Consider the following 13,905-nt stretch of genomic DNA (forward strand, 5'->3'; position numbering starts at 1 on the left):
GTACCCGCACCCACGCACAGGCACCGGCGCAGGCGCTGACGGGCGGGAACACAGAAACACCGGCACATGGGCCCGCCCGGCCCCGGAGGACTCCGGGGCCGGGCGGGCCTTCGTGCGCCGCCCGTCTCAGCGGTGGGCGGCGAACTCCGCCACCTGCTGGTAGGTGGGCCGGTTCTGCCAGTTGACCTGCGGGTGGGCGAGGCCGCCGACCGGCCGCTGGACGATCGAGTCGGCGCACCACTGGTTGCCCGCCGCGCAGGTCCCGTCGGCCGGGTACACCGCGGCGGGAGTGGCCGCGGCCGCCTGCTTCAGGGCCGCGGCCAAGGCGTCGCGGCACGCGGCGAGGGAACCGCCCCCGCAGTACACGCGGGAGGGCGGATCGGCCACGGGCCGGCCCAGGACCATGCGCAGGTCCTCGTCCGCGTAGCTCCACCAGCCGTACTGGAAGGCCGACCCGGCATGCGCGCCGGTCGGCCCGTGACCGGCGCCTGGCGCCTCGTCGACGGTCAGGGAGGCGCGCAGGGCGTCGTACAGCGGGGCGCCGAGGCCGGGCTTGAACTCCGCCTCGATCAGCAGCGGCCACCAGGCGTCCATGATCCGGACGGCGTCGGCGTGCGCGTACGTCTTGGAGCCCCGGGCGGTCTCCTTGCGCTGGGCGCCGCTCGCCTGCCACGCGGCCAGCTTGTCGACGGCGGCGGAGAGCGCCGGGTCGGTGGACGGCAGGCTGCGCAGGACGGCCAGGAGTTCGGGCAGCAGGTTCTCGGCCCGCAGGTCGGTGACGGCGGCCTCGGCCATGGCCCGGGTGAGTTCGGCCCGGGTGACTCCGCCGGCCGCGACCAGCGGTTTGACGCGGCGGTCCAGGAGGTCGCCGCGGTGGACGGCGCCCATGCCGAAGCCGGCCGCGCCGTAGTCCTTGGCCTGTTTGTTGTTCCAGCTGATGTAGTAGTCCTGGCCGACGGACTGCGGGTGCTCGGCGGCCGGCGTGTAGGCGGCGGTGTTCGCCGCCGGGTCGAAGCCCTGCCACTCGTACTGCTGCCGGGCGTGCACCGGCAGGGCGGCGTCCACGCCGGTGGCCCGGACGGGGTTCGATCCGCTGTTGTAGTACGCCGCTTCGCGTGAGTCGGCGTAGAACCAGTTGAAGGCGTAGCCGATGTGCTGGGCCGCCTGCTGGAAGGTCCGGGCGTCCTTGACGTACGCGGGGTCGTTGAGCATCTGGAAGCCGATGATCGAGTCGGCCTCGTGGCGGTAGGTGGAGCGCAGCGCGGCGTAGGCGACCGGCTTTCCCTCGATGGTGGCGCGGTGGGTGACGATGCCGTAGTTCGTGCGCCAGACCTGCATGCGGTAGGAGCCGTCGGGGGTCGCGTCGGCGACGGTCTTCTTCCAGGCGTTGGTGCGCTCCAGCTTCTCCATGGGGGTGCAGGTGCCCCGGTAGAGGTAGGAGGTGCTGGACCGGGTGGGCAGACCGCCGCCCGGTTCGCAGAGCTCGACGGCGAAGGTGTCGGTGATGTCCTGGCCCGCGGAGGTGGCGCTCCAGGCGTAGTCCTGGCCGCGGCCGAGCTGCACGTACATGCTGACGCCCGCGAAAGAGGCGCCGCGGGCACTGATGCCGGGGCCCTGGAGCTCCTGGAGCATGAGGAGCTGGGGCGCGAGGTAGCCGGTCTGCGGGCCGAAGACGGCGACCGGATGGCCGCTCGCGGTGTGGGCGCCGGAGACGAGCAGGGCGTTGGACATGCTCTGCTTCACGGGCCTGGGCGGATTCGCGGCCTCCGCCGAGGCCGCCGCGCCCGTGCGGTCGTAGACGAGTTGCTCGGCGAGCACGGAGCCGGCGTCCGGGAGGGCGGTGCCCTGCGGGTTCGCGGGCTTGCGGGCGTAGGGGAAGCTCGTGCCGTCGTGGACGGTGAGCACGGCCTCGGCGTCCTCGCGCTGGCGGAAGGACTCCCAGACCCGGGTGCCCTCCTCCAGGCCGTACTTCTGCTGTGCGGCGAGCAGGGACAGCGCGGCCTGGACCTCGCCGCCGCCTCCGCCGCCGAAGAGGCCGCCGACGACGGAGGCGAGCGCGATGAGGTCGGTCAGCTCGAAGGGCCGGATCTCACCGGCGTTGGTCACGGAGTCGATGTGGCCCGTGAGGACGTACTCACCGGGGAAGTAGCGGCCGTTCTTGGACTGCGTGCGGTAGGTGTTGATGCCGTCGACGTAGGCCTGCGCATCCTGCATGGCGAGACGGCCGCGCTCGCCCTCGGTGGTGCGGATCCGGTCCACCTGCGCCTGGAGGTCGGCCTCGGTGTACGGGGCCTGCGGCCAGAACTGCTGCTCCAGGCCCTGGTTGGCGAGGGCGCCGCCCGCGAAGGGGGTCAGGTCGCCGCGTCCGACGTGGCGGAAGAGGTCCATCTGCCAGAGGCGGTCCTGGGCGGCGGCGTAGCCCGCACCGAACGAAGTGCCGTAGCGCGTGGTGCCCTTGATGTGGGGGACGCCGGTCTTCTTGTCGCGGGTGATGGTGACGTCGGGGCGCGGGCTGGTGGTGGACTCCACCTGGTCGGCCGGCACGCCGAAGGAGGCGTCGTTGAAGAAGTCGTTGACCTTGGCGTCGGTGAGCCCGGGGTATCCGGACACCAGCGAGTCGTAGCGCGCCAGTTGGTCGGAGGCGTGCGCGGGCATGGTGCCGAAGGCCTTGTGGAGGAGGATCTGGGCGAGGGTGGCGTTGCCGTTCTGGCCGGGCGGCAGGATGTCCGAGCACTGGCCGCCGCAGTAGTCGGCGGCGGGGGGCGGCACGGGGTCGGCGGCGGCGGGGGCGAGCGGGGAGAGCAGGGTGGCTCCGAGCGCGATCAGCCCGGTGGCGACGGCTGTTCTCAGGCGAGCGGTGGGACGTCGCATACGTGCTCCTCCGTGGGGGGCAGGAACCGGTCACGGGGAGGGTACTGGCGGGCGTACCACTCAGTAAGATGAACGGTCGTCACTTTTTGCGGCCGGGGCAACGCGAGCCCGAAAGTGGCCGGATGGCGCCGGCGCCGGCGGAAAACGCGTTGCCCCGGCGGCGGGGCGCGGGGAAGGCTGGCGGCATGTCACAGAACAGCGGGCGATCCCGAATGACGCCGACCGAACCCCCGACCGCGACCGAACCCCCGAACGCGACCCGCCCCGGGACCGGGACCGGGACCGCGGCCGAGCCGCGCGCCGCGACGGGCCCCCGCACCGTGCGGGACGTCGGCGACCTCTTCTCCGGCGGACGGCTCACGGCGATCCCCCGGAAGGCGGCCCGGCGCGAGCAGTTGCTCGCCCACCTCGCCGAGACCCTCTTCCAGCCGTCGCGGGACTACACGGAGCCCGAGGTGAACGACGCCCTGTGCACGGTGCACGAGGACTGCTCGGCACTGCGGCGCTACCTGATCACCTCGGGCCACCTCACCCGGACCCGGGACGGCAGCAGCTACCGGCGGGCGACGCCCGCGCGGTGAGGCCGCTCAGCCGGCCGCTCCGTCCCGGTATGCCTCCAGCAGGCGCAGCCACACCTCGCTGATCGTGGGGAAGGCCGGTACCGCGTGCCACAGCCGGTCGACCGGCACCTGCCCGGCCACCGCGACGGTCGCCGCGTGGAGCAGTTCCGCGGCGCCCGGTCCGACGAAGGTGACGCCGAGCAGCACCTCGCGTTCCAGGTCGACGACCATCCGGGCACGGCCGCGGTAGCCGTCGGCGTACAGTCCGGCGCCGGAGACCTTGCCCAGGTCGTAGTCGACGGCCCGCACCCGGTGGCCCGCCCGTTCGGCCTCGGCCAGGCTGAGGCCCACGGAGGCGGCCTCGGGGTCGGTGAAGACCACCTGGGGGACGGCCCGGGTGTCGGCGGTGGCCACGTGCGCGCCCCAGGGCGCGGTGTCGAGCGACGGGGCGCCGGTGGCCCGGGCCCCGATGGCGGCGCCGGCGATGCGGGCCTGGTACTTGCCCTGGTGCGTCAGCAGCGCGCGGTGGTTGACGTCTCCGACGGCGTACAGCCAGTCGTGGCCGGGGACCCGGCAGCTGTCGTCGACCCCGATCCACTCGCCGGGCGTCAGGCCCACCGTGTCGAGCCCGATGTCCTCGGTCCGCGGCGAGCGGCCGGTCGCCATCAGCAGTTCGTCGCCCTCCAGCGTCTCGCCGCCCTCCAGCACGACCGTGACGGGGCCGGTCGAGCCGTCCCGTACGACGGCCTCGACGGCCACGCCCGTACGGACGACGGCGCCCGCCTCGCGCAGCGCGTCGGCCACCAGCTCGCCGGCGAAGGGCTCCATTCTCGGCAGCAGCCGCGAGCCGCGGACCAGGACGGTGACCTGCGAGCCCAGGCCCTGCCAGGCCGTGGCCATCTCGGCGGCGACCACCGAGCCGCCCACGATCAGCAACCGGCCGGGCACCTCCTGCGCGGAGGTGGCCTCGCGGCTGGTCCAGGGGCGGGCCCCGGCGATGCCGGGCAGGTCGGGGATCACGGCCCGGGTGCCGGTGGCGACCACCACCGCATGGCGGGCCGACAGCACGTGGTGCTCGCCCTCGGGGCTGCTGACGGCGACCTTGCGGATCCCGTAGAGCCTGCCGTGGCCCCGGTACAGGTGCACGCCGACGGAGTCGAGCCAGCCGATCTGGCCCTCGTCCTTCCAGTTCGCGGTCCAGTAGTCGCGGTGGGCGAACACCGCCGCCGCCTCCAGCGGCCCACGGACGACCCCGGCGAGCCCCGGCACCCTGAGCGCTTCGGCCCGGGCCAGCACCGGGCGCAGCAGCGCCTTGCTGGGGATGCAGGCCCAGTACGAGCACTCGCCGCCCACGAGCTCGCTCTCGACCAGGGCCGTACTCAACCCGGCGGCGCGGGTCCGGTCGGCGATGTTCTCGCCGGCCGGCCCCCCGCCGAGCACCACGACGTCGTACTCCACGGCTTCAGTCATACGGGCCAGTGTCACCGCCCGCGTGGGGCCGCGTCACGCACTCACGCCTCCGGCGTGCCGGGCTCCCGCGTGGGCGTCTGCTCCGGAGCCTGCTGCCCGGGCTTCTGTTCCGCCGCGATCTTCGCGCGCACCTCGTCCATGTCGAGCTGACGGGCCTGGGCGATGAGGTCCGTCAGGGCCGCCTCCGGGAGCGCGCCGGGCTGGGCGAAGATGGCCACCTGGTCCCGGACGATCATCAGCGTGGGGATCGAGGTGATCTCGAACGCGCCGGCCAGCTCCTGCTGGGCCTCGGTGTCGACCTTGGCGAAGACCAGGTCGGGGTGGGCCTGCGAAGCCTTCTCGTAGACCGGGGCGAACTGCAGGCACGGCCGGCACCAGCCCGCCCAGAAGTCGATCAGAACGAACGGGTTCTCGCTGACCGTCCGGTCGAAGTTTTCCTTGGTGAGCTCGACTGTAGCCACGGTGTCCGGACCTCCTGTTTGTGCGTCTGCTCCTTGAACGAACGATCCGTCCGCATCATTCCGCGCCCGGGAAGGGGGTGCGGATCACCCGGCCTAGAACGGATGCCCCGGGGGGCTGGTGCGGGCCGTGGTCCAGCGCAGTTCCGTGAAGGCGTCCAGGTTCGCCTCTCCGCCGAAGCGCGCACCGGTGCCGGAGGCCCCGACCCCGCCGAAGGGGGCGACGGCCTCGTCGTTGACCGTCTGGTCGTTGACGTGCACGATCCCGGTCGGGATCCGTTCGGCCAGGTCCAGGCCGCGCGCCGCGTCCCGGGTCACTATGCCGAGAGAGAGTCCGTAGGGGCCCGCCGAGGCCAGCTCCACGGCCTCCTCTTCCGTCGCGAAGGACCGTACGGGAGCCACCGGGCCGAAGACCTCCTCCGCGTAGGCGGGGGTGTCGTCGGCCACCCCGGCCAGGACGGTGGGCCGGTAGAACAGTTCCCGGTGGGTGCCGCCCGCGACCAGCTTGGCCCCCTGCCCGGTGCTCGCCTCCACCAGGGCGTGGACGCGCTCCAGCTGACCGCGGTCGATCAGCGGGCCCAGGTGGACCTGCTCGCGGTGGGGGTCCCCCACGGCCAGGGCCTCGGCGCGCACGGCGAGGCGCTCGACGTACTCGTCGTAGAGCGAGGCGTGCACGAGGTGGCGGCCGGCGGTCATGCAGATCTGGCCCTGGTGGAAGAAGGAGCCCCACGAGGCCTGGGCCACGGCGGCCTCGACATCGGCGTCACGGAGCACGACGAGAGCGGAGTTGCCACCCAACTCCAGATGTGCACGGGTGAGGTGACGTCCCGCCAGTTCTCCGACGGTCCGGCCGGCGGCGGTGGAGCCGGTGAAGGACACCACCCGGACCCGGGGGTCGGCGACCACGGCGGCCCCCGTCCCGGCGCCGCCCGGCAGCACGTGCAGCAGACCGCCCGGCAGACCGGCCGCGGCGAAGACGGCGGCGAGCGCGAGCCCGCCGCAGACGGCGGTGCGCCGGTCCGGCTTGAGGAGCACGGCGTTGCCGAGCGCCAGCGCCGGGGCGACCGAGCGGATCGAGAGGATCAGCGGGGCGTTGAACGGGGCCACGACCCCGACCACCCCGGCCGGCACCCGGCGGGTGAAGGACAGCCGCGGGGCCTCGCTCGGCAGCACCTGCCCGGTCGGGCGCGAGGCCAGCGCGGCCGCCTCGTAGCACTCCTGGGCGGCGACGTGCAGCTCGAAGTCGGCCTTGCCGGGAATCGAGCCGGACTCCCGGACCAGCCACTCGCGGAGCTCGTCGGCGTGCGCCCCGAACAGATCGCCGGCGCGGCGCAGCACGGCCGCCCGCTGGAGGTGGGTGGCACGGGCCCAGTCGCGCTGGGCGGACCGGGCCCGTACGGCGGCTTCCGCGACGTCGGCGGGAGCGGCCAGGTCGATGGTGGCGAGGGTGAGGCCGGTGGCGGGTTCGACGACCGGGGAGGCGCCGCCGGTGAGGGTGGGTCCGTCCTGCCAGAGCGTCGGGTCGAGGAGCGGCATGGCGCGGGGCCTCCGGTGGGGATGGGCGGGGCGGGGGGCGGCAGCACGCGCCATCGTGCCAGACCGGAGGCGTCACTTCTGTTCAGTTATTGGGCAGTTGGGAGACCGCGGTGACCGGAAACGATCGACGACCCGGGGCCGGGGCGGGTCCGGACCGGCAAGCGTTCCGTACCCGTCAGCGTTCCGTACCGGTCAGCGTTCCGTACCGGTCAGCGCTCCAGGACGAGGGCGATGCCCTGACCGACGCCGATGCACAGCGCCGCCATGCCGGTGCCGGATCCCGCCGCCGCCAGCTGGTGCGCGACGGAGCCGGCCAGCCTGGCTCCCGACGCCCCGAGGGGATGGCCGATCGCGATCGCGCCGCCGCGCGGGTTGACCACGGCCGGGTCCAGTTCGGGCCAGGCCGCCAGGCAGCCCAACGCCTGCGCCGCGAAAGCCTCGTTCAGCTCGAAGACGGCGAGGTCGGTCAGGCTCCGACCGGCCTTGTCGAGTGCCCGCTGGACCGCGTCCACCGGCCCCAGACCGAAGAACTGGGGCTCGATACCGGTGACGGCACAGGCGCTGATCCGGGCGAGCGGCTCCCGGCCGGTGGCGGCCAGCCCCGCTTCGTCCGTCAGCAGCAGGGCCGCGGCTCCGTCGTTGAGGGGGGATGCGTTTCCGGCGGTGACGGTACCGCCCTGCGTCCGGAAGGCCGGCTTCAACCGGGCCAGCGCCTCGGGGGTGGAACCCTCCCGGATCGACTCGTCCCGTACCAGGTCGGCCCCCGGGTACGGCACGACCTCGTCGTCGTAGAGTCCGGCGGCCCAGGCGGCCGCGGCGTTGCGATGGCTCGCCAGCGCGAAGGCGTCCTGCGCCTCGCGGGTGATGCCGTGCTTGTCGGCGATGAGCTCGGCGCCCTCGCCGAGCGATCCGGTCCACTCCGCGGGCATGCGCGGGTTGGTCATCCGCCAGCCGAGGGTGGTGGACCACATCTGCTGGTGGGCGGCCGGGAAGGCACGCTCGGGCTTCTGCACCACCCAGGGGGCGCGGGTCATCGACTCGACGCCGCCCGCGATGGCGACAGAAGCGTCGCCGAGCGCGATGGCACGGGCGGCCTGGATCACGGCTTCGAGGCCCGACCCGCACAGCCGGTTGACGGTGACGCCGGGGACGGTCACCGGGAGCCCGGCCAGCAGCACGGCCATCCGCGCGACGTCGCGGTTGTCCTCCCCCGCCCCGTTGGCGTCGCCGAAGACGACGTCGTCGATGCGCGCCGGGTCGAGACGGGGCGTACGGTCCACGAGCGCGCGCACCACGTGCGCGGCGAGGTCGTCCGGCCGGACTCCGGCGTATGCGCCGCCGAACTTGCCGATCGGGGTGCGGACGGCGTCGACGACGTAGACGTCGCGGACGGTGCGGATGCTCATGGGGTCTCTCCTGGGCGGATCCGTACGGGAGCCGGCGCACCGGTGTGCGTGTGGCACCGAAGACGCCGCCGGGCGCGCCCTGTGGGGCGCGCCCGCAGTCTCCGTCCGCAGGTCACCGCCTGTCAACGGTCCCCCGCCGCGCCCGGTCCCGCGGGGACGGCGTCAGGAGGAACCCGTGGGCGCTGGAGCGGGGTCGGAGCGGGGTCAGGTCGGAGCGGGGTCGCGGCGGGCCGAGGTCGCGGCGGGCGGGGTCAGATCGGGCCGGGGTCGGGGCGGCCCGGGGTCGGGGCGTGTCGACGTCAGGGCGTGGCGACGTCAGGGCGATCGAGTCCCTCCCTCGAAGGGGAGGGACCGCGGTCATGCGGCCAGGCGGGTGCCGCGGCGCCAGACGGCACGGGTGTTGAGGGTGTCGCCGATGTTGCTGGTCGGGTCGCCGTCGACCAGCAGGAGGTCGGCGCGGAGGCCCTCGGCGATGCGGCCCCGGTCGCTGAGGCGGAAGCGGCGGGCCGTGGTCGCCGTGGCCGCGCGCAGGGCCCGTGCGGGTGTGAGGCCGGCCGCCACGAGGTATTGCAGTTCGTGGTGCAGGCTCGCTCCGTGTGCCAGGCCCCCGAAGAACGTCTCGGGTATGGAGACGTCGCTGCCGGCCAGCACGTCGACACCGGCGGCGTCCAGCGCGCGCACGGTGTCGTACACGTCGTGGAGCTTGCCCTGCGGGTAGCGGTTGAAGCTGGAGCGCAGGGTCCGGTCCCAGTCGGCGTCGAGGCGTGCGGCGACCCGGGGGTCATCCGCGAGTTCGCTGCCGGTGATCCCCATCATCGAGGCGTTGAGAGTGATGCAGGGGATGACGAACATGCCCGCGTCCTTGATCAGGCGGATGATCTCGGCGGTGTGCGGCTGGTCCATGAACACGTGGGTGAGGCCGTCGATGCCGGCTTCGGCGGCCGTCCTGGTGGCCTCCACGGTCAGTGCGTGGGCAACGGTCAGTGCGCCGTACTTCTTGGCTTCGGCGACACCAGCGCACACGGTGGCCTGGTCGAGCACGGGCAGCCCGGGGTGCCCCTCCACGCTGCCGTCGTCGATCATGAACTTGATGAAGTCGGAGCCCCGGGCGAGGAGTTGCGGCACGAAAGCGGCGGCCTCCTCGGGTGTGGTGGAGAACGGCATCAGGGGCATCACCGGGGGGAGGTCCCACTTGGGCCGGAACCCTTCGGGCATCAGCTCGCTCGGGTGACCACCGGGCGGTGTGATGGCGAAGCCGGAGGAGCGCACGTCGGCCTGTGTGTCGTCGTCGGTGATGGCCCCGCGGTTCTCCCGGGTGTTCATCCCCTGCATCTCCAGTTCGGTCGTCACCCCGAACCGCAGGGCGAGCGCGAGGGAGCCCGGGGCGGAGTGGACGTGGGCGTCGATGAGTCCCGGCAGCAGTGTGGCGCCGCTGCCGTCGACGATCTCGCTGCCCGCGGGAGCGTCGCCACCGACGCGGGCGATCCTCCCGCCGTCGATGACCACGGTCCGCACGCCGACCGCCTTCTCCCCGTCGAAGATCTGCGCGTTGGTGATCGCGGTGAGCTCCATGGCGGTCCGCCTCATTTCCTAGTCGTTCAATATTTACATACCTGATGCTATGCACTTATCCCATGGTATGCAAATGTGCCGGCCGGGTCTAGACTCGGCACATGAGCAGCACGTCCTCCTCCGAGCCGCCCCCCGACGACCCGGCACTGGATCAGATCGGCCCGGCGCTGTCCCGTCTGCGGCGACGCGCACCGGCATCGGGCAAGGACCTCTCCCGCAACCTCGTGCTCAACGTCATCGCCGATGCTCCGGGCGAGACGACCGTCGGCGGACTTGCCGCCGAGATGGGCGTCGCGCAGCCGGTGGCCAGCCGGACCGTCGCCGCCTGCATAGCGGACGGTCTGCTGCGGCGGGCGGCATCCCAGTCCGACGGACGCCGCACCGTGCTCGAACTCACCGAGCACGGCGAGGCCGAACGCAACCGCTTCGCCGCCGAACAGCGAGAAGCGTTCCTGGAGATCACCGTCGCCTGGTCACCGGAGGAGCGGATCCAGTTCGCACGGCTCCTGACTCGATACGGAGCCGACGCCACCGCCTGGTCCAGGAAACGGACCACAAGCCGCGATTGAACGAGCAGCGCCCGCACGGTCGCCGACGCGGCCCTCTTGCCGGACGCCGCGAGCGGCCCGCACCCGGAGGGCCTGCACCGGCCGCCCGCATCTCGGCCGTCGAGGTGGCCGGCCGCACACCCCGGCCGCTGCGCGCAGCCCTCTCCTTCGCCATGCCCTTCACGGGACGGCGGAGTCCCTCGATCCCGAGGTCCATTCGGTGGTCGAGGGAGCCCTGGCGTGCCTCGGCGCGATGGCCACGGACCGGGCGATGATCGCCGCATGCCCGTACGCCTGGACGTGGAACGTCCCGGGCTGGCCGGGAGTGAACATCCCGGCGGGCTTCACCCGCACCGGCCTTCCCCGGGGAGCCCACCTCCTCGGCCCGGCCCACTCGGATCCGCCCCTACTGAGCCTGGCGGCACACCTGGAGTCCACGGAGAACCGGGCGGCGCAACGCCCGAAGCCCCCACCCAGCCGCCCGACCCCGACCGGCACACACCCCGCCCCCGAACCCCGCCACGCCCATCGACCCCGCCCCCGCCCCCGCCCCCGCCACACCGACCGCACCACCCCCACCCAGTACCCTCACCCGGATGACGGCACTTCCCCAGCACGGCAGCGACCACATGGACCACATCGACCAGCCCGGCCAGCCCGGCCGCCTCGACCAGCCCGGCCGGGGCGGCGCCACCGGGACCGTCGAGGCCGATCCGCGTGCCATCGGGCCGGTGCGGACCTCGTACGCCCCGGATCCCGACGGTGATCCCGACCCGGGAGAAATCGTCTGGACCTGGGTTCCGTACGAGGAGAACGACGGCCGCGGCAAGGACCGCCCGGTGCTGGTCGTCGCCCGCGAAGCGGGCGGGCGGACGCTGCTGGCCGTACAGCTGTCCAGCAAGCCGCACGACCATGACCGGGAGTGGGTGCCCATCGGCACGGGCCCGTGGGACAGCGCCGGGCGGGAGTCCTGGGTCGCGGTCGACCGGGTGCTTCGCGTGCACGAGTCCGGGATGCGGCGGGAGGCCTGCGCGCTGGAGCCGGGACGCTTCCAGCTGGTCGTCGACCGGCTGCGCGAGCGTTACGGCTGGCAGTGACCCCGCCGGGCCGGGCAGGGCGGCAGCCCGGCCCGGCCCCCTCCTGACGCCCGACCCCCCGACCCCCCTGCCCCCCGCCTCGCCCCCGCCCCCGCCCTCCATGCCCTCTCAGCCCCCGACCCCGGCAGCCCCCCACCCCCCGAACGCCCGCTCGAATGCCTCGCGCGTGTCCGGATTGCGGTCCAGGATGCCGAAGACCACCTGCTCGAACGCCCCCGCGAAGCGCCCCGCCAGCAGGCTCCTGAAGGCTTCGGCGACCTCCGCCGGGTCGTTCTGGAACACCCCGCAGCCCCACGCCCCCAGCACCAGCCGCCCGTATCCGTGCAGTGCGGCCACCTCCAGCACGCGCTCCGCGCGGCGGGCCAGCGCCCGGGGGATCTCGGCGGCCCGTTCCGGCTCCTGGCGCCGGATCGTGCCCGCGTTCGGGGCCGGGGAGGTGAGGAAGCCGGCCCGGAACGGGGTCTCCAGCAGCTCGCCCCGGTCGTCGCGGAAAACGGGTACCCCCGGCGAGTGGATCACCCGGTCGGTGTAGAAGGTGCTGCGTTCCGCACGGTGCGCCTCGTAGTACTCCGGCGCCTCCAGCAGCGTCTCGTAGAGCGCCGAGGCGCGGCACAGCGCCTCCTCCTGGGCCTTGGCGCCGCGGACGTAGCCGCCCCCGGGATTGCGGGCCGAGGCGAAGTTCAGCACCGCCACCGCGGCCCCCTCCGGGGCCCGTTCCACGCCGGGTGCGGCGAGCCTGCGGGCCGCGACCGTGCTGCTCTCGGCGGTGACCTCGACGGCCGTCCCACCTCCCACCACCAGGCGCATTTCGCCTGGAATGACCGGCTTCGGTCCATATATCCTGGTTCCGGCCTTGGCGTCCGCCAGGGCGGCGGCCAGTGCGACCTGCCGTCCCGTACGCGTCCGGTAGCCCCCCGACGCCAGGATGTCCGCGTTCTCCCGCGCGATGGCGCGCAATCTGCTGCTCACGCCGCCATCCTGCGCACCCCGATCCCCGGCGGCAAAGGAATTCTTGCCCGCCGGACGGGTAGGGACGGGTGATGTCACGACCGACGAAGGAGACGAGGACCCGGTCATGTCACTGGATTCGCCCGACCACCCGCCCCCTGCTTCCCTTACGGAGACACAAGCCGAGGAACTGCTCCACGGCATCTGTTTCAAGACCGGCCCGCCCCGCCTCCTCGGCGCCGAGCTCGAATGGCTCGTGCTGGACGCGGAACGGCCCGGTCGGCCCTTGCCCCCCGAACGGCTGCGCGCCGCGCACGCCGCCGCGCACGCCCTGCCCCTGAATTCCGAGGTCACCGTCGAACCCGGCGGTCAGCTGGAGCTCAGCTCGCCACCCGCGGCGTCCCTCAGCGCATGCGTGGACAGCCTGCAGGCCGATCTCACCGCCGTGCGGGCCGCCCTCCTCTCCCAGGGCCTCGTCCTGGACGGCAGCGGCTGCGACCCCCGCCGCCCCTACCGCCGGATGCTGGCGAGCCCGCGCTACGACGCGATGGAGAGCTACTTCGACCGCACCGGACCGGCCGGGCGCGCCATGATGTGCGGCTCCGCCTCCGTCCAGGTCTGCGTGGACGCCGGGTACGAAGAGCCCGGCATACTCGGTCACGGCCGGCGCTGGCGGCTGGCGCACCTGCTGGGCGCGGTGCTGGTGGCGGCCTTCGCCAACTCCCCCGCGCTGGAGGGTCCGTACGCCGGCTGGCGCTGTGCCCGCCAGGGCATCTGGGCCGACATCGACGGCCGGCGCGCGCTGGCCCCGCCCCTGGACCGCTCCCCGCGCGACGGCTGGACCCGGCAGGCGCTGGACGCCGAGGTGATGTGCGTCCGCTCCGACGCGGACGAGCCGTGGGCGCTGCCGCGCGGGCTGACCTTCCGCGACTGGCTGCGTACCGGTGGTGGCTCCCGGGGTCTGCGGCCGCCCACCGCGGAGGATCTGGACTATCACCTGACGACGCTGTTCCCGCCGGTGCGGCCGCGCGGTCACATGGAGCTGCGGATGATCGACGCGCAGCCCGGCGACGACGGCTGGCTGGTGCCGGTGGCCGTCGTGCACGCGCTGTTCGACGACCCGGAGGCCGCGGAGACCGCGTACCGGGTGACGAAGGCGCTGGCGGACACCTACGGGTCCGGGCCCGCGCCCCGCAACCCGCTCTGGCGGTCGGCCGCCCGTCGCGCCCTGGCCGATCCGGAGCTGCGGGCCGCCGCCAAGGCGTGCTTCCTGGCGGCTGCCGAGGCGCTGCCGAGGCTCGGCGCGAGCGCGCACGTACGCGAGACGGTCGGTGCCTTCACCGAGCGTTTCGTCCTGCGCGGCCGCTGTCCGGCCGACGAAGCCCCCCATCAGCTGCCCACCGGGAGCGAGGCCCGCCCGTGACCACCGAATCGCATCC

The 13,905-nt window shown here is 73.6% G+C and carries 12 protein-coding genes; 4 read left to right on the forward strand and 8 right to left on the reverse strand.

Going from position 1 to position 13,905, the window contains the following annotated elements; all coding sequences use genetic code 11:
- Positions 1-126: 126 nt before the first annotated feature.
- The gene (locus AMK16_RS03890; protein ID WP_073908514.1) at positions 127-2,871 is read right to left on the reverse strand and encodes a penicillin acylase family protein; all 2,745 of its coding nucleotides are present in this window, start codon (positions 2,869-2,871) and stop codon (positions 127-129) included.
- 212 nt (positions 2,872-3,083) lie between these two features.
- On the opposite strand from AMK16_RS03890, the gene AMK16_RS03895 reads away from it, so the two are divergent.
- Positions 3,084-3,452 (forward strand): DUF2087 domain-containing protein, encoded by a 369-nt coding sequence (locus AMK16_RS03895; RefSeq protein ID WP_079191298.1) that lies wholly within the window; start codon positions 3,084-3,086, stop codon positions 3,450-3,452.
- A 6-nt stretch (positions 3,453-3,458) separates the two neighbouring features.
- Here AMK16_RS03895 and AMK16_RS03900 read toward each other — a convergent pair whose 3' ends face one another.
- The 5 genes from AMK16_RS03900 to AMK16_RS03920 form a co-directional block, all read right to left on the reverse strand.
- On the reverse strand, positions 3,459-4,901 hold the full coding sequence (locus AMK16_RS03900) for a dihydrolipoyl dehydrogenase family protein (protein WP_073908517.1): 1,443 nt from the start codon (positions 4,899-4,901) through the stop codon (positions 3,459-3,461).
- Between the two features lie 41 nt (positions 4,902-4,942).
- Entirely contained in the window at positions 4,943-5,362 is a 420-nt protein-coding gene (locus AMK16_RS03905; RefSeq protein WP_073908520.1) for a thioredoxin family protein, read from the reverse strand.
- A 93-nt stretch (positions 5,363-5,455) separates the two neighbouring features.
- On the reverse strand, positions 5,456-6,895 hold the full coding sequence (locus tag AMK16_RS03910; protein ID WP_073908523.1) for an aldehyde dehydrogenase family protein: 1,440 nt from the start codon (positions 6,893-6,895) through the stop codon (positions 5,456-5,458).
- Between the two features lie 209 nt (positions 6,896-7,104).
- Positions 7,105-8,301 (reverse strand): thiolase family protein, encoded by a 1,197-nt coding sequence (locus tag AMK16_RS03915; protein ID WP_073908526.1) that lies wholly within the window; start codon positions 8,299-8,301, stop codon positions 7,105-7,107.
- 357 nt (positions 8,302-8,658) lie between these two features.
- Complete coding sequence (locus tag AMK16_RS03920) at positions 8,659-9,873, reverse strand: amidohydrolase family protein (protein WP_073908529.1); 1,215 nt, start codon at positions 9,871-9,873, stop codon at positions 8,659-8,661.
- Between the two features lie 101 nt (positions 9,874-9,974).
- Between AMK16_RS03920 and AMK16_RS03925 the strand changes: the two genes are divergently transcribed.
- Positions 9,975-10,442 (forward strand): MarR family winged helix-turn-helix transcriptional regulator, encoded by a 468-nt coding sequence (locus AMK16_RS03925; protein ID WP_073908532.1) that lies wholly within the window; start codon positions 9,975-9,977, stop codon positions 10,440-10,442.
- Between the two features lie 159 nt (positions 10,443-10,601).
- Here AMK16_RS03925 and AMK16_RS38485 read toward each other — a convergent pair whose 3' ends face one another.
- Positions 10,602-10,775, reverse strand: a complete 174-nt coding sequence (locus AMK16_RS38485) for a hypothetical protein (RefSeq protein ID WP_158071201.1) — start codon at positions 10,773-10,775, stop codon at positions 10,602-10,604.
- Positions 10,776-11,050: 275 nt separating this feature from the next.
- Here AMK16_RS38485 and AMK16_RS03935 point away from each other — a divergent pair, with 275 nt between their 5' ends.
- Complete coding sequence (locus tag AMK16_RS03935; RefSeq protein ID WP_073908534.1) at positions 11,051-11,518, forward strand: type II toxin-antitoxin system PemK/MazF family toxin; 468 nt, start codon at positions 11,051-11,053, stop codon at positions 11,516-11,518.
- A gap of 108 nt (positions 11,519-11,626) precedes the next feature.
- Here AMK16_RS03935 and AMK16_RS03940 read toward each other — a convergent pair whose 3' ends face one another.
- Entirely contained in the window at positions 11,627-12,487 is an 861-nt protein-coding gene (locus AMK16_RS03940; RefSeq protein ID WP_073908537.1) for a TIGR02452 family protein, read from the reverse strand.
- Between the two features lie 106 nt (positions 12,488-12,593).
- On the opposite strand from AMK16_RS03940, the gene egtA reads away from it, so the two are divergent.
- Positions 12,594-13,889, forward strand: a complete 1,296-nt coding sequence (gene egtA / locus AMK16_RS03945; RefSeq protein ID WP_073908540.1) for an ergothioneine biosynthesis glutamate--cysteine ligase EgtA — start codon at positions 12,594-12,596, stop codon at positions 13,887-13,889.
- Positions 13,890-13,905: the final 16 nt, after the last annotated feature.

The organism is Streptomyces sp. CB00455 (genome assembly GCF_001905445.1).
Classification (GTDB): Bacteria; Actinomycetota; Actinomycetes; order Streptomycetales; family Streptomycetaceae; genus Streptomyces.